Annotated in this window: 13 protein-coding genes; 7 read left to right on the plus strand and 6 right to left on the minus strand. The window is 58.8% G+C overall.

The window, feature by feature from the left end; translation table 11 throughout:
* Window positions 1-44: 44 nt before the first annotated feature.
* The 5 genes from Q1K07_RS11765 to pbpC all read left to right on the plus strand — a co-directional run bounded on the left by Q1K07_RS11765 (window position 45) and on the right by pbpC (window position 11,912).
* On the plus strand, window positions 45-1,412 hold the full coding sequence (locus tag Q1K07_RS11765; RefSeq protein WP_300311028.1) for a glutamine synthetase family protein: 1,368 nt from the start codon (window positions 45-47) through the stop codon (window positions 1,410-1,412).
* 183 nt (window positions 1,413-1,595) lie between these two features.
* Window positions 1,596-2,930: an FAD-dependent oxidoreductase gene (locus tag Q1K07_RS11770; protein ID WP_300311030.1), complete on the plus strand. Its 1,335-nt coding sequence runs from the start codon at window positions 1,596-1,598 to the stop codon at window positions 2,928-2,930.
* A gap of 389 nt (window positions 2,931-3,319) precedes the next feature.
* A complete protein-coding gene (locus Q1K07_RS11775) occupies window positions 3,320-4,153 on the plus strand; it encodes a glycine zipper 2TM domain-containing protein (RefSeq protein ID WP_300311032.1) in 834 nt (277 codons plus the stop codon).
* Between the two features lie 159 nt (window positions 4,154-4,312).
* On the plus strand, window positions 4,313-9,811 hold the full coding sequence (locus Q1K07_RS11780; protein WP_300311034.1) for an alpha-2-macroglobulin family protein: 5,499 nt from the start codon (window positions 4,313-4,315) through the stop codon (window positions 9,809-9,811).
* Window positions 9,768-11,912, plus strand: coding sequence for a penicillin-binding protein 1C (gene pbpC / locus Q1K07_RS11785; RefSeq protein WP_300311036.1), 2,145 nt, complete (start codon window positions 9,768-9,770; stop codon window positions 11,910-11,912). Before Q1K07_RS11780 ends, pbpC begins: the two co-directional genes overlap by 44 nt.
* A gap of 40 nt (window positions 11,913-11,952) precedes the next feature.
* Here the strand turns inward: pbpC and Q1K07_RS11790 are convergent, their stop codons facing one another.
* The 3 genes from Q1K07_RS11790 to Q1K07_RS11800 all read right to left on the minus strand — a co-directional run bounded on the left by Q1K07_RS11790 (window position 11,953) and on the right by Q1K07_RS11800 (window position 15,710).
* Entirely contained in the window at window positions 11,953-12,360 is a 408-nt protein-coding gene (locus tag Q1K07_RS11790) for a VOC family protein (RefSeq protein ID WP_300311038.1), read from the minus strand.
* Between the two features lie 194 nt (window positions 12,361-12,554).
* Entirely contained in the window at window positions 12,555-14,069 is a 1,515-nt protein-coding gene (locus Q1K07_RS11795) for a Na+/H+ antiporter NhaC family protein (RefSeq protein WP_300311040.1), read from the minus strand.
* Window positions 14,070-14,333: 264 nt separating this feature from the next.
* Window positions 14,334-15,710, minus strand: coding sequence for a glutamine synthetase family protein (locus Q1K07_RS11800; protein WP_300311042.1), 1,377 nt, complete (start codon window positions 15,708-15,710; stop codon window positions 14,334-14,336).
* A 298-nt stretch (window positions 15,711-16,008) separates the two neighbouring features.
* On the opposite strand from Q1K07_RS11800, the gene Q1K07_RS11805 reads away from it, so the two are divergent.
* On the plus strand, window positions 16,009-16,749 hold the full coding sequence (locus Q1K07_RS11805) for a gamma-glutamyl-gamma-aminobutyrate hydrolase family protein (protein WP_300311044.1): 741 nt from the start codon (window positions 16,009-16,011) through the stop codon (window positions 16,747-16,749).
* A 140-nt stretch (window positions 16,750-16,889) separates the two neighbouring features.
* Here the strand turns inward: Q1K07_RS11805 and Q1K07_RS11810 are convergent, their stop codons facing one another.
* Together Q1K07_RS11810 and Q1K07_RS11815 are read right to left on the minus strand one after the other, a co-directional pair.
* The gene (locus Q1K07_RS11810) at window positions 16,890-17,288 is read right to left on the minus strand and encodes an SRPBCC family protein (protein ID WP_300311046.1); all 399 of its coding nucleotides are present in this window, start codon (window positions 17,286-17,288) and stop codon (window positions 16,890-16,892) included.
* A gap of 108 nt (window positions 17,289-17,396) precedes the next feature.
* On the minus strand, window positions 17,397-18,068 hold the full coding sequence (locus tag Q1K07_RS11815) for a DUF1826 domain-containing protein (RefSeq protein ID WP_300311048.1): 672 nt from the start codon (window positions 18,066-18,068) through the stop codon (window positions 17,397-17,399).
* Window positions 18,069-18,252: 184 nt separating this feature from the next.
* On the opposite strand from Q1K07_RS11815, the gene zigA reads away from it, so the two are divergent.
* Entirely contained in the window at window positions 18,253-19,485 is a 1,233-nt protein-coding gene (zigA, locus tag Q1K07_RS11820; protein WP_300311050.1) for a zinc metallochaperone GTPase ZigA, read from the plus strand.
* Between the two features lie 182 nt (window positions 19,486-19,667).
* Here the strand turns inward: zigA and Q1K07_RS11825 are convergent, their stop codons facing one another.
* Complete coding sequence (locus Q1K07_RS11825) at window positions 19,668-20,144, minus strand: hypothetical protein (protein ID WP_300311052.1); 477 nt, start codon at window positions 20,142-20,144, stop codon at window positions 19,668-19,670.
* Window positions 20,145-20,210: the final 66 nt, after the last annotated feature.

Consider the following 20,210-nt stretch of genomic DNA (forward strand, 5'->3'; position numbering starts at 1 on the left):
GTGCCGGGGTTCATCCCACGATAAACAACACTCGGAAAACTCATATGAGTAACCGCCAGGAAACACCAGAACTCAACGACTGGTTCAAGCAGCACGGTATTACCGAGGTGGAATGCCTCGTGACGGACCTCACCGGTATTCTCAAGGGCAAGATCATTCCTGCCGGAAAGTACCTCAATGGTGGTCGGCCACGCTTGCCGGATTCCATCTTTATCCAGACCGTTACCGGGGGATACCCCGATGATGAGGACATTCGCTTCTGGAATCCCGCCGAGCGGGACATGGAGCTGGTGGCCGATCCCAATGCCGTTTTCCTGGTTCCTTGGGCGGATGACCCCACTGCCCAGATCATTCATGACTGCTATTACCTCACCGGTGAGCCGGTGGAGCTGTCGCCGCGCTATGTATTGAAGCGGGTGTTGGATCTTTACCATGCCCGGGGCTGGCGTCCTGTCGTGGCCCCGGAAGCTGAATTCTACCTGGTCAAGACCAATACGGATTCCGACTATCCACTTGAGCCTCCGATTGGCCGCAGTGGTCGTCAGGAAAGCAGCCGCCAGTCCTTTTCCATCGATGCGGTCAACGAGTTCGACCCATTGTTCGAAGAGATGTACGACTACTGCGATGCCATGGATCTGGACCTGGATACCCTTATCCATGAAGAAGGGGCAGGGCAGATGGAAGTCAATTTCCAGCATGGTGATCCGTTGGCGCTGGCCGACCAGGTGGTGCTGTTCAAGCGCGTGTTGCGGGAAACGGCATTGCGTCATGGCATGTATGCCACCTTCATGGCCAAGCCGATGGCCAACCAGCCCGGCAGCTCCATGCATATCCATCAAAGCCTGGTGGATGCCCAGGATGGCCATAATGTCTTCGTGGGTGAAGACGGTCAGCCCAGTCGCCTGTTCCACTACTTCATCGGCGGTCTTCAGCGTTACCTGCCATCGGCAATGCCGTTGCTGGCACCCAACGTCAACTCCTATCGGCGCTTGATGCGTACCGAGAGCAGCGGCTCGGCACCGATCAATGTGGAATGGGGCATGGACAATCGCACAGTCGGCTTGCGCGTTCCCGTTTCAGGGCCCGAAGCGACGCGTGTCGAGAATCGCCTGGCAGGCGCCGATGCGAATCCCTATCTGGTGATGGCCGCGTCCTTGGCATGCGGCTACCTAGGGATGGTCGGCCAGCTCGAGCCACGCCCGCCGATGGTCGGGTCGGCCTGGTCCGGTGGCAACAAGCTGCCTGATGATATTGGCCCAGCGCTGGACTTGCTGGGGGAATGCTCGGCGCTGGCCGATATTCTTGGTGAGCGTTTCCTCAACAGCTATCTGGCGGTAAAGCGTGCTGAGCACCGAGAGTACTTCCAGATCATCAGTTCCTGGGAGAGAGAGCACCTGCTGCTTCGAGTATAAGTCCGGAGCCACATTGGGTATTTCGCTTGTATCGGGCGATGGTTGACGACCATCGCCCGTTTTTATGCGTGGAAGACCACTCTGTAATGGTGATTATTTAATGCCTAAAACGTTGGATTTATCGTTGATGGGCCTTAGAATGGCGAAAAGTGTCAAATAAAATAACCATTCTTGGAGTCTGCCATGTCTGCGACCTCAACGGTGAACCGCACCGCATCAACCTCTCACGGTGTTGCTCCAGCCACGCAACACGCAGCTTCCTGGTATGCCGCTTCGGCCAATCCGTCCCCCGAGCGACCTGCCTTGAGTGGCGAAGTGCGTTGTGATGTGTGTGTCGTAGGGGCTGGGTTCAGTGGCATTTCCTCGGCCCTGCATCTGGCAGAGAAAGGGCTGAACGTCGTTGTCCTGGAAGCAGCCAGGGTGGGTTATGGCGCCTCCGGGCGCAACGGCGGCCAGATCGTCAACAGCTACAGCCGTGATATGGATGTCATCGAGCAAAAGTATGGCGAAACCGCAGCTCGTGCTCTGGGTGACATGGCCTTCGAAGGTAACAGCATCATCCGTGAACGCATTGCCAAATACGCTATCCAGTGTGATTTGCGAGAAGGCAACCTGTTCGCCGCTTGCAACAGCAAGCAGTTGCAAGGGCTCAAGGAACACAAGGCGCTGTGGGAGCGTTATGGCAACCGCCAGCTGGAACTGCTGGAAGGCGATGCCTACAAGCGCGAAGTGGGCAGCGATCGCTATAGTGGAGCGTTGATTGACCACTCCGGCGGCCATATTCATCCGCTCAACCTGGTGCTCGGTGAAGCGGCAGCCTTCGAGTCCCTGGGGGGAGTGATCTATGAACAGAGCCCGGTGATCAAGCTGGAACATGGTCAACCTGTGACGATCAGAACCGTGCAAGGTGTCGTCAAGGCAGAACGTGTGGTGATGGCTGGAAACGCCTACATGAGTGGCGTGATGCCCGAGCTGGAAGCCAAGTCGATGCCGTGCGGTACCCAGATCATCACTACCGAGCCCCTCAGCGAAGAGCTGGCCAAGCGCCTGTTGCCCAACAACATTGCTGTCGAAGACTGCAACTACCTGCTGGACTACTATCGTCTGACACGCGACAACCGCCTGATCTATGGTGGTGGCGTCAATTATGGTGGTGAGGATCCCGCCGATATCGAGGCAGTGATTCGCCCCAAGATGCTCAAGACATTCCCGGAACTGTCCTCGGTCAAGGTGGACTACGCCTGGAGTGGCACCTTCCTGATGACCCTGAACCGTCTGCCGCAGTTTGGCGTGATCAACGACAACGTCTACTACGTGCAAGGCTATTCCGGCCACGGCGTTACCTGTACTCATCTGGCGGGCCGCTTGATCGCAGAAGTGATGACCGGGCGTGACGAACGCTTCGACGCCTTTGCCGGGTTGCCACACCTGCCGTTCCCTGGTGGCCGTATGTTACGGGTGCCGCTGTCGGCAATGGGAGCCTGGTACTATGAAACGCGCGACAAGCTGGGTATCTGAGTCGAAAGGCGGCTGAGCCCGTCAATCTGGCGGACAGTCTCCCGTCTGAACAGAAAACCGCTGCTACGATGGCTCCATCCTGTCGGGATACATTCCGTGTCTCCTGGCAGAGTGGAGCCATTCATGTTGTTGGAATCATTCACCAGCTTCAGCTGCCCGTCCTTGGAGTCCCTGTTATAGGCGACAGTTCTGTCGGTACCCGGAGACAGCTTGGTAAATATCGCGCAAATTCGTTCCGAGTATGTGAGAGCACTGTTCGATAACGATACTATCTTGTCATTGGATAAATGACTTTCCGCAAGACCAGGCAATATCGTGCAGCATGTGTGTATGGATAGAGTGTTGCTGGATAGGGTATTGCGTTGTCTGGCGGGAAGGGGAGAACCGGTATGAACAAATCAATCGTCATTGGCTCTTCTCTGGCTGTATTCGGTCTGGGAGGCCTGGCATTCGGCGCTTGGCAGACACAGCAGGTGCAGCAGCTTCAGGAAGCACAGGCACAGTTGTCGGAACAGATAGCGGGAGAAGTTGATGTCCAGCCGGTAGTGGACGAAGACGCCATTGCTGCCGCCAAGCAAGTGGTGGCTGCATCAATGGACCTGCAGGCGGCGCAGGAAGCGCAACTGACGGGCAGAACCCGGGAAGAACAGGACGCGGCAGCCGAGCAAGTGGCCAAGGCTGATGCTGTCGAGGAAGCTCGTGAGCCGGCCAGGGCCAGCCAGCCGGAGGCTCAGGCCCAACCAGTATCACAGCCGACGTATTCTCAGAGCCCTGCCTATGCCGACATCACGGCGGTCACCCCGGTGACACAAAATGTGCAGACGCCACGTGAAGTCTGCGAGCAGGTTCCTGTGACCCGTCAAGCTCAATCCCAGGACCCTTATGCCATTCTCGGTACTGCTGCCGGTGCGGTGATCGGCGGGGTGATCGGTCACCAGATTGGTGGTGGCAGCGGCAAGAAGATCGCCACGGCTGCTGGCGTGATCGGTGGTGGACTGGCAGGTCGTGAAGTGCAGCGTCGCGTAGAGGCCGGCCAAGCCGGTACCACGATGGAGACGCAGTGTCATACGGTGACAGACTCCCAACCGCAGACGGTAGGGTACGATGTGTCCTGGAACTACAACGGCCTGACTCAGACCTCGCGTCTCGACTACGCGCCCAAGGGTGACCTGGTCAAGATGGAGGGCGGGCAGCCGCAGTGGGGCGAAGTCGTTTATCGGTGATCCCGCAAGCGAATCATCTGCTTTCCTCAGCCAACGCCCCGGTGAATTCGATTCACCGGGACGTTGTCGTTTTTGGGGTCTGGCCATGGAGGGTGAACTACATTGAGATGATCCCCCGTAGCATGGCTATGTTGCTGGTTCGACAGGGAAGGCCCCGACATGAAGCGATATCTTCTGGTGGTTCTGTGCTGGCTTGTTACCACGGCTCCGGGCCTGGCTCAGCAGTCGGAGCAGGGGCCGCTACCGGAACGGCGCATTGAATACCAACGCGATATCGACTTCGCTGGCCATGACATTCGTTCGATCTTTGAGACGGATCTGGGCTACTGCGCCAATGCCTGCCGGGAAGATGAGGACTGCCAGGCGTTCACTTTCAACCTCCGTGCCGGTGCCTGTTTTCTGAAGTCGGATGTCACGGAAACACCTGCTTTCAAGGGCGCCCTGTCCGGGACGCTGGAAGAGACGCCGTCCGAGTTGCTGGATAATGCTCGTCAGCAGCGTGAAGTGGCCTTCATCCGAGACGACGAATGGCAAAGGGCGGGCCGGCTCTATCGTCATCTGGAACGCCATGTGCGTCTTTCATCGCGGCCAGATCTGCGCCAGGCCATTCTGGGAAATGATGTCGATGCCTGGTTGTCGTTGCAGCACTTTGCCGCGGATGGCGGCTCTTCACGTCCTGACTTTTTGCGCTCCTGGGCCTATGACGAGATGGCCTTCCTGGCCAATGCCTGGGTGCGTGCCGTGAATAGTGAAGACAAGGTGACAGCGCTCGAAGCCATTACCACCGAGCTGGAGAAGTCGCCCGAGCGAGGGCCGGCCATTCTGGCCGCTCATCGTCTGCTGGCGGAATTCAGCGGTGACGAACAACGCCTGCATCAGGCACAGATCACCTATGGTCCCCGGGTTCTCGAAAGTCAGGCGGAAGCCGATAGCGTTTCGCCGCGTTTTTGCGCCGAATACTCCGAACCACTGCGTGAAGATGGCTTTCTTTATGGCGATTATGTCCGGGTCAAGGACGTCACGGTGGATGTGACCGCCGAAGGCCAGCGACTGTGCATTGCCGGGCTGGAGCATGGTCGCGACTATCACATCACCTTGCGCAAGGGCCTGCCAGCAGCGTCTGGCGAGAGGACGGCGCGCACCGAGACATTCGATATCCTCATGCCGGACCGTCCGCCGAGTGTGCGTTTCAGTGGGCGAGGCTATGTGCTGCCGTTCTCTCAGGCCAAGTCCATCCCGATCACCGCGGTCAACGTGGACAAGGTCGAACTGCGTATTTTCCACCTGCCTCAGCGAGGCCTGACGACATACCTCGATCAAGAGCATTTCCTGACGTCACTGGATCGCTACCAGGCCTCCCAGCTGCGTGAGGAAGATGGTACCGAGGTATGGCGCGGGGATGCCGATGTTGCCAGTGAACTGAACCAGGAAACTGTCTCGCGGCTGGATATCGATCATGCCCTGGAACAGCTCGAAACAGGCCTCTATGCCATGACGGCACGCCCTCAGGGGCAAGATGAGTATCGCCCGGCGACCCAATGGTTCCTGGTCTCGAACATGGCCATGACGACCTTCAACGGCCCTGATGGCTTGCACGTGTTCATCGAACGGCTCAGCGACGGTGAGGCGATGGGTGGGGCTGGCGTAGAGCTGGTGGGCCGGGACAACACGGTGCTCAAGCAGGCGACGGTTGGTGATGATGGCTATGTCCATATAGCACCTGAATGGCTAGCAGGACGAGGCGGCAACCGTCCGGCGCTACTGACGGCAAGTAGTACCGATGGTACGGATTTCAACTTCGTCAACCTGCGTGAGGCAGGCTTTGATCTGAGTGACCGTGGTGTGGCGGGCACACCAGCGCCGGATACCGTCAATCTCTTTGCCACAACCGAGCGAGGCATCTACCGACCCGGTGACAGTGTGTATATCACTGCCTTGATGCGGGACCTGGAAAGTCGTGCCATGGAAAAGCTGCCGCTGACCGTGATCGTCCAGCGCCCCGACGGCAAGGAAGCGTCACGCCATACTCTGGAGGATCAGGGCGCCGGCGGCCGGGTGTTGTCTCTTCCGCTTCCAACCGATGCCATGCGTGGTCTGTGGAAGTTGCGTTTCCATGTGGATCCACAAGCGGACATGCTGGGCGAGGTCGGCTTTCTGGTCGAAGATTTTGTGCCCGAGAGAATCGATTTCACCCTGAAAAGCGATGAGGCACTGGTCGCCAGCAAGGTGCCGCCACGGGTTGCTGTGGCGGCCCACTATCTATACGGCGCTGTAGGTGCCAATCTGCCGATTTCCGGCACAGTCGTGCGTCGGCCGGCGACAGGACTGGCGCAATATCCCGGCTTCCATTTCGGTATGCCGGCGACAGAAGATCAGGCGACTTCCGCAGTATTGCCAGGAGGCTTGACCACCGATGAAGCGGGCAAGGCCATGGTCAGTCTGCCGCTACCCCCTTCGGCAAGTGTTGGACAACCTGAAGAGCTGGCCCTGGCGATGCGCTTGCGTGAAGGATCGGGCAGGCCGGTAGAACGTCGCCTGACCTTGCCCATGGCGCTGGAGAGTCCCGTGATTGGCCTCAAGCCTCTCTTCGAACGCATGGCTGCCGAGAATAGTGATGCTCACTTTGACGTCATTGCCCTGGATAACGACCGACAGCGCATGAAACTGGGGCCGGTGGAATGGACGCTGTCGAGAATCGAGCACGACTACCAGTGGTACCGCGTCAACGGCGAATGGGGATATTCCCCGGTCGAGCGCCGCACAAGAGCGGCCACGGGTACCCTGGAGGTAGCGGCCGATGCCAAGACAACTCTGTCCACTCCCGTGAAGTGGGGGCAGTACGAACTGGAACTGCGTACCACCGGTGATAATGCTCTGGTGCTTACCCGACACACCTTCTGGGCCGGTTATTACGGCGGAGCAGGGAGCCCTGACACACCTGAACGGCTGGATACCGGTGTCGATCAGGCCAGCTATCGTAGTGGCGATGAGCTGAAGCTGCGCTTCGACGCGCGCATGTCAGGAACCGCCTCCGTGCGCGTATTCAACGGGCGGCTGGTCGAACGGCAGCGTTTCAAGGTGGCGCCAGGTACCAATGAGCTGACCATGAGGGTTAGCGAGAAGTGGGGCACGGGGGCCTATCTGGTCACTTCCCTGGTGACTCCCTCGAACGAGGCCGATGGGCGTAACCCCCGCCGTGCCATTGGTGTCAACTGGGTCAGTGTTGATACTGCCCAGCGCACCCTGGATCTGTCCTTGCAGCCGCAGGCGCCTTTGCGGCCTCGCCAGAATGGCACCTTGCGGTTGAGCGTGGATGCTGCCCCGGCAGGCGAAACAGTCTACGCCACGGTGGCGATGGTGGATCTCGGTATTCTCAACCTGACCGGATACAAGGCCCCGCAGCCCGAGCAGCATTTCTTTGGCCAGCGACGCTTTGCCTTCGACATGCGTGATCTCTATGGCCGCTTGATCGATGATATTCCCGGCGCGCTGGCGACGCTGCGTGAAGGGGGGGACAGCAATGCTCCTGCTCAGGCGCCTGGGCCGAAACGCGAGGAATACGTGACGCTATTTTCCGGCCTGGTGATGCTGGACGAGAATGGCGAAGCTGATATTGATCTTCCGCTGCCGGCCTTCAATGGCACGGTGCGTGCCATGGCGCAGGCTTGGTCGCAAAGTGCCTTGGGCAGTCACAGCGAAGACCTGATCGTACGCGACCCCATCGTGGCCACCGGGCATGCTCCGAGTTTCATGGCGCCCGGGGACAGCACGCAGCTGCGGTTGGAACTGGCCCATGCCGAAGGCCCTGTGGGCACGGTCGGCGTTGAGATTGCCGCCAAGGGGCCTCTGGCATTTGCCGGGGCCAATACGGCGGAAGTCGAGCTGGATGAGCAGGAAAGAACCACCCTGACGTTTGACGTTCAGGCCAGTGAATCCGGGATCGATAGCGGTCAGCAAGGCGAGTTGGACATTCAGATAACCACGCCTGCAGGGCAACAGCTTTCCCAGCAACTGCCGATTGCAGTAAAGCGCAATGACCTACCGATCCAGCGGCGCCATATCGGACAGCTTGGCAAGGGGGAAGTCCTGCAACTACCGGATAGCCTGACCTCGGGAATGGCGGCCGATGCAACACTCAGCATCAGCTTCGGTCCCCTGGCCCACTTCAATCTGGCAGGGCTTGCGTATGCATTGGAAACGGAACCTCGCAGCTGCACCGAACAGATCGTTTCGTCGGTCGAGCCACTATTGTCGGCACGCTCCTGGCTGAGCAGTGAAAGTCAGGCAGTGGCCGATGACCGGCTGGCACAGAGCGTGGAGCGTGTGCTGTCGCGTCAGGCTGCCAGCGGCGCCTTTGGCCTGTGGGCACCGGGCAGTCGAAATTTCTGGCTCGATGCCTATGCAACGGAGTTCCTGCTGCGTGCCAGTGAAGCCGGTGAGAAGGTGCCCGAACATGCGTTTTCCAGCGCGTTGCGCAATCTGCAGAACAAGATCAACGGCGCCAGTGGATCGCAGGAAAGCCTCAGTGCTGCGGCCTACGCCCTTTATGTCCTGTCCCAGGCGGGTGAGGTGCGTGCCAGCGATGTGCGCTATTTTGCCGATGTCTACTCCCGTTCGGATGTCGCCCGTGGAGATCGAGGGCTCGATGCTGCTTATCTCGGAGCAGCGCTTCATGCCGTGGGTGATCCACAGCGTGCGAACCGGCTGTTTCGCACAGCCTTCGACGAGCTCTCGCTGGGCCATGATTATCATGCCTATTCCCGTAGCGGTGATATCTATGCCAGCCGCGGGCGAGACCTGATGACAGCCTATCGGTTGGCCCTGGCATCCGGTTTTGATGTGGATGATGTGGCGGGTGTGGACATGGACAGTGTGGATACCGCCATGTCATCGGCGGGCGATGGTAACACCCAGGAACGCGCCAGTGCATTGCGTCTTGCGGCAACGCTGCTGGAAGGAGAGGCAACACCCGCATACACAGAGCAGATGAGCCTGGCGCAATATCTGGCATCGCCACCACACAACCCGTTCGACAAGGTGACGCCGGTAGCCGTGACCCTGAATGGCGTGCCCACCGGCAAGGTGGAGCGGCAGAGTTCAGGTGTCGAGATAAGCCGTCACTATTACAGCTTCGAAGGGGAACCGGTGGATGTGGCGGATGTCACGCTCAATGACAAGCTGGTCGTGGTATTGAAGGTCACGCCACTGGGCATGTCACAGGGCCAGTTGGCCATCGAGGATCCGCTACCGGCGGGCTTCCAGATTGATAATCCCAGTGTCCTGGCATCGGGAGATACCCGAGCGCTGGAGTGGTTCCCCGGCGGGATGGATCCAACCTATGCAGAATTCGGCAGTGAGCGCTTTTTTGCTGCCGTGACGCTGGACGAGCGCAGGCCTTTCCAATTGGCCTATGTGGTGCGTGCCATCCAGCCTGGCAGCTTCCATCATCCCGCTGCACATGTTCAGGACATGTATGTACCACGCTTCCATGCCAATACCGCTGATGGGCGCGTCGTGATCAGCGGCAGCCACTCTGAACGATCGGAGGGTACCGGAACTGGGAATGTCGGTACTGAAGGGGAAGGGGCCGGTACTGCGGAAGATGGCCCTGAGGATGGCCCTGAAGATAGCACTGAGGGTGCCGAGGGTGATCGCTAGGTACCGTCGCAAGGGCCTCAAGCGCATCAAGGCTATCAAGCGTATCAGCGGCCGATGTGTTGCGCTGGTGTCGCTTGCCTTGCTGGTCGTTCTGGCCGGGCTATGGCTGGCGTTCGAGCGTTGGGTCGAGACAGCGCCGGACCCGTTGACGACCTGGGAATACTCGCCCGTGGTGCGGGATCGCCATGGCCAGCCGTTGAGCCTGTTTCTGTCAGCGGATGGCTATTGGCGTCAGCAGACTCGTCTGAGCGATGTCGACCCTACTTACCTGGCCATGTTGCTGGCCTATGAAGACAAGCGTTTCTATTCCCATCACGGGGTGGACTGGCTGGCGCTGGTTCGGGCAACTGGGCAGGCCTTGTGGCATAGGGATATCGTGTCCGGCGGATCGACCTTGACCATGCAGGTCGTGCGACTGCTTCAGCGAGAGCCAACGCAAACCATGAAAGCCAAGCTCGCGCAGATCCGAGCGGCCCTGGCTCTGGAGCGCAGGCTGGACAAGAAGGCGATTCTCGAGCTTTATCTCAACCTGGCGCCGATGGGCGGTAATCTCGAAGGCGTGGCGACCGCCAGCCGCGGCTATTTCGGCAAAGGGCCTGGATTCTTGTCAGCCGCTGAAGCTGCCTTGCTGGTCGCGATTCCCCAGTCTCCCGTGGCGCGTCAGCCTCATCGGCATCCGGAGCAGGCCCGCGCAGCCCGGGAAAGGGTGCTGGAGCGTAGCCTGTCCGATGGTCTGCTCTCGGCAGAAGTGGTGGAGGAGGCCAAGGCTGAGCCGATACCGCAACGGCTAGTGCCCATGCCTCATCTATCCTGGCACCTGGCGCAAGCACTCGTGGCCGAGGCCCGGCATTCTGCCGCTCGATCGCTCGTCATCGACACCACGCTGGATGCCGGACTTCAACGGCGCCTGGAGCTGGCGCTGCGTCGCTGGCTCGGACAGCAGGTGGCCGATGTCGGAGTGGCGATGATGGTGGTCGATTACCACACGGGTGAAGTACGCGCGCGTATCGGCGCGCCTGATCCTTTCGATGAACAGCACGTGGGTTTTGTCGACATGGCTGCGGCCAAGCGTTCTCCCGGGTCGACGCTCAAGCCGCTGATCTACGCCCTGGGGTTCGATGAAGGGCTGATACATCCCGAGACACTGATCAATGATGCGCCGCAGGACTTTGATGGCTGGTCACCCTCCAATTTCGATGGTCGTTTTCGTGGGCCAGTAAGCGTACGCCGTGCCTTGCAGGAGTCGTTGAACTTGCCTGCCGTGGCGGTACTGGATGCCATCAGCCCAGCTCGGTTGCTGGGCAGCATGCGGCGTAGTGGTGCCCAGCCCATGCTGCCGGGTGGCCATGCGGCAGGCTTGGCCATTGGTCTGGGTGGCCTGGGGGTAACGCTGCAGGACATGGCGATGGTGTATGCGATGATTGCCAACGACGGTCAGGTCGTGCCCTTGACGGTATTGCCCGATTCGGACGCTGTACCGCAACGGGTGATCAGCGCCCGAGCCAGCTGGTACCTGGCCGATATCCTGCGTCAGACGCCGCGCGGCGGCCTGGGAGCCAGTGACAAGGTGGCCTTCAAAACCGGGACTTCCTACGGCTATCGTGACGCCTGGGCCATCGGTTTTGATGGCCAGCATGTCATCGCCGTGCTGGTCGGGCGGCCCGACAACGGCAGCATGCCGGGGGCACTGGGAGCGTATAGTGCTGCGCCATTGCTGTTTGCCGGTTTTGATATCGTCGGTGTGGTTCCGCCACGGCGAACGCCGCCGAAGGATGCCCTGATTGCCTCCAGCGGGGACCTGCCGAAGGCATTGAGGACATTTGCTGCGGGCACAGGCGGTGAAATGACGCCGCCCATACGCATTCTCGCCCCCCGCGATGGCGCGGAAGTCTTTGGTGTCGCAGACAGCAGCATGCCTTTGTTCGTGCACCTTCAGGGCGGAACGCCACCTTTTCGCTGGCTGATCAACAACCGGCCAATGGACGCAGATCCGCTGCGTCGAGAAGCCGCCTTCGACACCATGGGTGGCGGCTTTCACCGCATTACGGTACTGGATGCGGCAGGGCACTCGGCCAACGCCACCGTGCGCCTGATGCCGTGATCATGCTCTTGAATTCCTGCTTGCTCTCACTCCAGCTTGTTCACTCTCCGCCCATGGCAGTGGGGTCCATCCAGACAGCTTCCCAGATATGGCCATCGGGATCTGTCAGGCTGCGGTTGTACATGAAGCCGAGATCCTGAATGGCATTGATGTCTGCCGTGCCTCCAAGACGTGCGGCAGTCTCGATCATGGCATCGACGGCATCGCGATCGTCACAGGTCAGGGCCAGCATCACTTCGCTGGAAGTGGCAGGCGGAATGGGGCGGTTGGTAAAGCTGCGCCATTTATCGTGGGTCAGCAACATGACGTAGATGGTGTCGCTGCATACCATGCAGGCAGCGGTGTCATCAGTGAACTGCGGATTGTTCTCGAAGCCTAGTTCGCTATAGAACGCTTTCGAAGCATCAAGATTGGTGACGGGCAGGTTGACGAAAATCATGCGGGACATACGGTGACTCCACATACGCAAGGGGGAAACCCCAGTATGGTTCCTGCGTGCGGATTGCGTAGATGCTGGAGACAAAAAATCCCTCCGCACGACGTGCAGAGGGAGAAAGGGAGATGCAGGGATAATACGAAAGGCGCTGGAAAGGCGGCGCTATGGTGTGTGGATCCTAGGTGGACGGGCCAGAGTTGTGTGCTTCAGACCAGCCAGTAACCAAGGCCAACGAAGCCCAGCGTGGTCACCAGTGCACCGATCAGGGTGTAGGGCAACTGGGTCAGGGCATGCTGCATGGGAAGTACGCCGCTGCCCTGGGATGACAGCACCGAAGAATCGGAGAAGAAGCAGGCGTGGCTACCAAAGCTTGAGGCAGACAGCAGCGCGCCGACGACCAGGGGCATGGGAGCGCCCATGTGGATGGCCATTGGCACCACGATCGGAATCGAGATCACGAACACGCCCCAGGAAGAGCCGGTGGCAAAGACCACGATGGCCATGCTGACGAAAATGATCGCCGGCAGCAGGGCAGGAGTGATGTAGGGAGCCAGGGCATCGATCATGAATTGGGTCATGCCGAGCTGGTCGTTGACCTCACGCAGGACGAACCCCACGGCGACAATGGCCAGCGGCAGCATCATGGTGCGGAAACCGTCCATGATGGCGTCCATCAACGTGGCAAAGGTGGCCAGGCGCTGAATCAGGTACAGCACGATGGTGAACAGCGTTGCCGTGATGACACCCTTGAGCAGATCGATCTCGAAGTAGGCACTGGCACCGATCAGTATGGCCATGGGGGCGACGAAGTTGAGTACGCCAATCCAGGGGCTGCCACGCTGGGGCTGGTCATCGGCATCGGCCATGGCGGCATCCGGTGCGCCATCGGGAATCGGTTGGCCAGCGCGAGCACGGGCTTCGGCGGCTTTCATCGGGCCCAGGTCCGGCATCATGCCCACGGCGACCAGGAAGACCAGGCCCATGGCGACCCAGCCATAAAGCATGAACGGAATCGACTGGATGTACAGCGCCATGCCGGAGCCATCCGTTGCGCCGTTGGTTTCCAGCAGTTCGGCGAAATACACCGCCCAGGTGGAAAGCGGAACCAGCACGCAGATTGGAGCAGCGGTGGAATCGACGATGTAGGCCAGCTTTTCCCGCGATACGCCGAAACGGTCGGTGAGACGTTTCATGGCGGCCGAGGTGGCCAGGGCGTTGAGGTAGTCATCGATAAAGATCAATACACCGAGAACCGCGGTGCTGAGCAGCGACTGACGACGCGTTTTCACCATACGGGCCATGAAGTGACTGAAGCTCAAGGTGCAGCCGGATTTCTCCAGCATGGCAATGAACCCTCCCATCAGGCCGCAGACCAGAATCAGCCAGGCGATGGTCTCATCCATCATCACCGTCATGGAAATATCGGCCAGTTCACCGATGTAGTCGCTGGGCTGGAGCAGAATCAAGCCCGCCAGGGAGCCGATGGCCAAGGCTTCCAGAGTGCGGTGAGTGGCAATCGCCACCACCAGCACGATCAGCGACGGCACCAGGCTGATCCAGCCAAATTCAGTGCCGGCATCGTGGTACAGCGTCAAGCCGATGACAATGGCGGCCAGGGAGAAGACCAGTGCCATGGTGCGCCCCGTACCGCGCCGCTCCGGGAGAGAGGGCGCGAAAGGATGTGGCGTGGACGTGGCATTCGGGGATGTTGTGTTTGTCATGATATGTCCCGCACTTATTCAGTGTTGATCAAGGAAATGCTGAATAATCAACAATGTATTGTTCAGCATGGAAGTGCTGAATAAATCGGCTGGGCGAGATGAAGGCTATGTTCGTTCCTGACGAACAATCGCACTTCCCACATCCATGTGGGTCGCACAAGGCGCACGGAGCGCAACAACCGGAGCCTATGGGGTATAGGTGAGGATGGTGAGCACCGCGCAACGCAGTGATTCGCACGCACAGACATTTATGCAGTGCTTCCTTTAGACGTGGCGCAGATACCAGTCATACTCCAACCGACTCACCTCCCGCATGGCCTGACTACGCTCGGCATGGCGGTTAGCAAGGAAGACCTTGAGGAAATCCCTTCCAAGCGCTTCACCCAAGGGCTCGCTGGCTTCCAGCAGGTTCAGGGCCTGGGACCAGCTATTGGTCAGCGTGGCGTCGAACTGGGTGTAAGCGTTGCCGGTGACCGGCTCACCCGGGTCTCGTTGCTGGCGAATGCCGTATTCCACTGAAGCCAGCAGTGTGGCAAGCAACAGGTAAGGGTTGGCATCGGCTCCTGCAACACGGTGCTCCACACGGCGGGCTGCATTGGGACCCGACGGGATACGCAGTGCTACCGAGCGGTTGTCATAGCCCCAGGTCGGTGTCATGGGGACATAAAGGCCGGGCTGAAAACGGCGGAAGGAGTTCATGTTGGGCGCGAACAGGGCCATGGAATCTGCCATCAGCGCTTTCAGACCGCCGATGGCGTGACGCAGGGTAGCGGTGCCCAGCGGATTCTCGTCGTCGGCGGCAAACACATTGTTCCCTTCACCATCGAGCAGGCTCATGTGCACGTGCATGCCATTGCCGGCTTCGCTGCCATAAGGCTTGGCCATGAAGGTCGCTTCGAAGCCATGGCGCAGCGCGACACCCTTGATCAAGCGCTTGAGCATGGTCGCGCTGTCACACGCCTTGAGCACATCATCGCCATGCAGCAGGTTGATCTCGAACTGACCCGGTGCGCACTCCTTGAGCGCGGTATCCAGCGGCAGCTGCTGAATGGCAGCGCAGGCCTGGATCTCTTCCAGGAAATCCGCGTATTCGTCCAGTTCGGAGATGGAGTAAAGCTGGCTTTCGGTGGCGCGTTCGCCAGTGGCTGGAGAGCGCGGCGGCAAGGGCAGACCGCATTCATCACGCTGGCGGTCGACCAGATAGAATTCGAGTTCAAGGGCGACCATGGCGGTGAGCCCCATGTCGGCAAGACGCTGTACCTGACGGGCCAGGACATTGCGCGGGTCGGCAAAGAAAGGGCCGTCCTGTTCATCGCGCATGCTCATCATCAGCTGGGCCTGGCGACCATTGCGCAACCAGGGCGTCTGCATCAGCGTGCCGGGAATCGGACGGCAGACCTGGTCACGGTCGCCGCAATCCAGGCCTAACCCGGTTTCTTCTATGGTGTTGCCGGTAATGTCCAGGGCGAACACGGACCCAGGCAGGTTGATACCGTTGACGTAGGCCTTTTCAAGGTTTTCACGAGGGATACGTTTGCCGCGCAGAACGCCATTGAGGTCGCTGACCAGCAGGTCGATACTGTCGATATCAGGATGGCGTGCCAGGAAGTCACGAGCCTCGTCGACGGGTAAGGAGGACATGGTGTCACCTGTGATGATTTTATTAGGTTGTCACTAGTGTTTCGTTTTCCGGCTTTTGTTGTCAAATTATTTACACTATGACGAAAGTTGAATCATTGGATGCTTTTTATATTTTTTCTATATTTATCAGTCACTAAAAGCGTTGTTTGGCGAGTTTTTCACGCCTGACGAGATGGCAGGTTGGCAAGAAAACACAACCAAGGTATGTTGAGAAAACCATAACGCGATATCATCGTCGTCATATTCGCTCCCGTTCTGCGTTTTCTCCGTTCTGATGTGCATTATCCAAGGAGGCATCATGCAAATTCGTCCTCTGGTCGGCGTCATCGCTTGCCGTCGTGAGGTGGAAGGTCACCCTGCCCATATGGTCACCGACAAATATCTCAGTGCCCTGCGTGAGTACGGCCTGGAACCTGTCATTCTGCCGGTGTGGTCGGATGTGGACCCGCAGGCGGCTGGTGCGCTGCTTGACCGGCTGGATGGGCTGGTGCTGACCGGCAGCTATACCAATGTGCTGCCGAGCCGCTATGGCGCCGAGCGTGCTCCGGAAAACACCCGTGATGATGTGCATCGCGATGAAGCAGCCATGGTCTGGGTGCCGCTGGCACTGGAACGCTCCTTGCCCTTGTTGGGCATCTGCCGTGGCTTCCAGGAGCTGAACGTGGCCTTCGGCGGCTCGCTGCATCAGGCCGTGCAAAAGGTGCCTGGCATGCTCGATCACCGCGAGCCAGAAGGCACCAAGGAAGAGCAGTATGCCCCAGTGCATGATCTTGAGATTCAGCCCGGTGGACGCCTGGCTGAGCTTTACGGAGAAAACCAGGCGCGGGTCAATTCCCTGCACCAGCAGGGTGTCGACCGGCTGGGCGAGGGCCTGCGTATCGAAGCGCTGGCGCCGGATGGGCTGGTCGAAGCCTTCTCCGTCGCCAATGCACCCAGTTTTACCCTGGCTGTGCAATGGCACCCCGAGTGGATGCCGAAACAGCACCCGCTGTACGACGCCATCTTCAAGGGATTTGCCGAGGCGTGTAGCAAGGCCTGATAGTTCGACACTTCAGTAGCCCTGCATCCCGGCATTTCACCTCCCAACATTTCACCTCCCAACATTTCACTGCCGAGCATGAGAAAAGCAGGCGGCATCAGCCCCTGCTTTTTCTATCATCCCTGTGTTTCCCGACGACCTCAGTTGGCTTCCAACAAGGCCTTCAGTGTCCTGAAATCCTCTTCGATAGCCTGCCTGTCTTCGGCGAACTTCTCGTCGCTCATGTCATCCTGACGGAACAGGGTGAACACGATCTCACTGCCGTCATCGTTGGGAATGACCCGCATGGGATTGTGGAACGTGGTGCCGTCTTCCAGGGCAACATCGTGATCCATGACACCGAAGGCATTGTCATCGGCGAAGCGGATTCTGACGCGGCCGAAGGGCGCTTCCACGATCCAGGCGTCGCCATCCTGCTTGACCTCGGAACGTGCCAGGCCAGCGGCCCACTGCGGCAGATTGGCGGGGTTGGAAGCAAAGGCATACACATCGGCTGGCGAGCAGGCGATGAACTGGCTGACATGCTGCACTTGTTTCATGGGGGCTCACATCGGTTACGGGTTGAGAGAAGTGGCTCTGTCATTGTAGGTGCTACTGACAAGCCCGATTTCAAGTGTCGTTTACATCCCTGCATACCCCAATGACATTCACGCCGGGTCGATCGTCATCAATAGCCGTTTCTGGCCACTATCGAGTGCTGGGCTGCGGTGCACCAGACCGCGATGTTCATTTCCCATCCATCCGCTGCCCTTGAGCAGACCAAGGTCCCCCACCTGAAGCTGCTGGATAGCCGTGCTATCAGCAACGATTTCCGGCTTGTCGGGCTTCGGGATGCCTAGCCCTGCGCGATTCACCGCCGCTTCGGGGAGCCATTCGCTGCCGGGACCGTGATAGGTGGTGACCAGTCGCACCGGCAGGTTGTCGCAATGAAAGCGTGGGCACATGGCGCTATCCAGCAAGCGCAGGCGAATGCCCACCATTTCGGCATCAAACAGATAAGCCATGGCCTCCGCCAGCGTCTGGATATCATCGACGAGCGACTGGGCTGATGCTGGCGCGGGCAGGCGACGCAGCAAGTCGGCCTGCATGTTGATACTGGGGTTGCCGAGCCAGGACCACTGCCAGGCACGATCGACATGGCATTGCGCGGCGACGCTGGCCAGCAATGGCGCATCAAGCTCCCGGCGCATGATGGCGATATTGGTGTGATCCTCGAAGATGCGTGGCAGCACTTCAATGTCATTGCCGATGGCCCAATGTTCAGCGTGCCATGCGGTTGTATCACCAGCGTTGGGCTGTGAGAGCGCGGGAACTGACATTCATCGTCTCCATGGGTTGATTTATAGAAATGTTATAACGTATCTTTTTGGCCGTTGAAAGCACAGTCGTTCCAGCGGTCTGGTCGTCAGTTGTATCTGGCAAGTACCGAGCAACGAGCCAAGCCGAGGCGGCGTGCACCTGAGGACATCAGGAATCAGGACATAAGGCGGAGGAGAAGATGTGATGGCTCGCACACAGGAGGCATTGCCGGTCACGGTGTTGTCCGGTTTTCTGGGCGCAGGAAAAACGACGCTGCTTAACCATATTCTGGCCAACCGGGAAGGCCGTCGAGTGGCTGTGATCGTCAATGACATGAGTGAAGTCAATATCGATGCGGCCCTGGTGCGCGGTACGTCCGACAAGCAGACGGCAGCGAGGGGAGAGATCGCCCTGCAGCGCACCGAAGAGCGCCTGGTGGAGATGAGCAACGGCTGCATCTGCTGCACCCTGCGTGAGGATCTGCTGGTCGAAGTGAGCCGACTGGCGGAAGAAGGTCGCTTCGATTACCTGGTCATCGAAGCGACCGGGATTTCCGAGCCGTTGCCGGTAGCCGAAACGTTCACCTTTGCTGATGAGGACGGACAGAGCCTTTCCCAGGTCGCACGGTTGGATACCCTGGTGACGGTGGTCGATGGTGTTCACTTTCTGCGCCAGTATCGCGAGGCCCAGACGCTTGCCGAGGCGGGGGAAGTCGTCGACGAGCAGGATGAACGCAACGTTGCCGATTTGCTGGTCGACCAGGTCGAGTTCTGCGATGTGCTGCTGATCAGCAAGACGGATCTGCTCGATGCACCGCAACTGGATGAGCTGATGGCCGTGCTGCGTTCGCTCAATCCTGATGCCGAGATGATTCCCATCCGCCATGGCCAGGTACCGCTGGACAAGGTACTGGGCACCGAACGTTTCAGCTTTTCCCGCGCCCAGCAGGCCCCGGGATGGTTGAAGGAAATGCGTGGCGAGCATGTGCCGGAAACCGAGGAATACGGTATCTCGAGCTTTGCCTACCACGCCCGGCGCCCGTTCCAGCCGCAGAAGTTCTTCGAACTGCTGCATGGCGACTGGTATGGCGGCAAATTGTTGCGCTCCAAAGGCTTCTTCTGGCTAGCGACACGCCCACAGTTTGCCGGCCAATGGAGCCAGGCCGGCGGCATCGCCCATTACGGCTTTGCCGGCATGTTCTGGAAAGCCGTGCCCGAATCCAGTTGGCCCCAGGACCCCGAATACCGCGACGCCATCATGCACAAATGGCAGGAACCCTTCGGCGACATGCGCCAGGAACTGGTCTTCATCGGCCAGAATCTCGACGAAGGCAAGATCCGCCAGGCACTCGACGACTGCCTGCTCAGCGAAGAGCAGATGCTCGCCGGCAAGAAACACTGGCAGACATTGCCCGATCCGTTTCCGGCTTGGGAGTAGGGGGGTAGAGAGTATAGAAAGGCCACCGAGCCCGAGGGAGGGCTCGGTGGTTTTAATGGCTGGATACGGCCAAGAGCGGTCTTTTAGGTGGCACTGATGTAGCACTTTAACGCTTTCAGCATGCGCGCCCATGGAATGGAGCCGAAGGCGCAATGTAATGGGCGTCGCCGTGCCTGCACTGGTTAGGAAAAGGCATGCTTAATAACCGTGTATAGGTTTTGAAGCACAACAACTGCGATTGCAATGAAAGCAAGAGTATTGAACATATGGGCGCAATGCCGCCAAGCACGCCCTTCTTTCTCAGATAGTTTAAAGAATTCCCAAAACTGATCTTGTAACGCTCCTCCAGGGGAGCCCGTAGTTGCAACTTCCCACGCCTTATCATAATCATCTTTATCAATCTTTATTTGCCTTACATAGTCTTGCAAATGCTCTTCACCTTTACCATGCTCCGCAAAACTCCTCCAACTATCATGGTCTTGAATTAATTGAGGGAACCGTAGTTGGTAGATGACATTCGAAAGCACGAAAAGAAAAGCGCTGAAATAGAAGATCCAGAATGAAAATGGCAAGGTTGTATAAACCGGAAACGTCTCGCCAAATACGTGTAAAGTCAACTTATCGTTGATCTCGGAAAGCGACTTAACCAAAATCGGCACGACAAACAATCAAATGTACATTGAGCGGACAACTCGCAACTGCTGTACTCTCTTAATCCTGCTCCA

This window comes from Halomonas sp., assembly GCF_029263665.1.
Classification (GTDB): domain Bacteria; phylum Pseudomonadota; class Gammaproteobacteria; order Pseudomonadales; family Halomonadaceae; genus Halomonas.

Bases quoted from the DNA above. Each gene is read 5' to 3' on its own strand.
- Q1K07_RS11765 (WP_300311028.1), top strand. From the start codon at position 45: ATGAGTAACCGCCAGGAAACACCAGAACTCAACGACTGGTTCAAGCAG.
- Q1K07_RS11770 (WP_300311030.1), top strand. From the start codon at position 1,596: ATGTCTGCGACCTCAACGGTGAACCGCACCGCATCAACCTCTCACGGT.
- Q1K07_RS11775 (WP_300311032.1), top strand. From the start codon at position 3,320: ATGAACAAATCAATCGTCATTGGCTCTTCTCTGGCTGTATTCGGTCTG.
- Q1K07_RS11780 (WP_300311034.1), top strand. From the start codon at position 4,313: ATGAAGCGATATCTTCTGGTGGTTCTGTGCTGGCTTGTTACCACGGCT.
- pbpC (WP_300311036.1), top strand. From the start codon at position 9,768: ATGGCCCTGAAGATAGCACTGAGGGTGCCGAGGGTGATCGCTAGGTAC.
- Q1K07_RS11790 (WP_300311038.1), bottom strand. From the start codon at position 12,360: ATGTCCCGCATGATTTTCGTCAACCTGCCCGTCACCAATCTTGATGCT.
- Q1K07_RS11795 (WP_300311040.1), bottom strand. From the start codon at position 14,069: ATGACAAACACAACATCCCCGAATGCCACGTCCACGCCACATCCTTTC.
- Q1K07_RS11800 (WP_300311042.1), bottom strand. From the start codon at position 15,710: ATGTCCTCCTTACCCGTCGACGAGGCTCGTGACTTCCTGGCACGCCAT.
- Q1K07_RS11805 (WP_300311044.1), top strand. From the start codon at position 16,009: ATGCAAATTCGTCCTCTGGTCGGCGTCATCGCTTGCCGTCGTGAGGTG.
- Q1K07_RS11810 (WP_300311046.1), bottom strand. From the start codon at position 17,288: ATGAAACAAGTGCAGCATGTCAGCCAGTTCATCGCCTGCTCGCCAGCC.
- Q1K07_RS11815 (WP_300311048.1), bottom strand. From the start codon at position 18,068: ATGTCAGTTCCCGCGCTCTCACAGCCCAACGCTGGTGATACAACCGCA.
- zigA (WP_300311050.1), top strand. From the start codon at position 18,253: ATGGCTCGCACACAGGAGGCATTGCCGGTCACGGTGTTGTCCGGTTTT.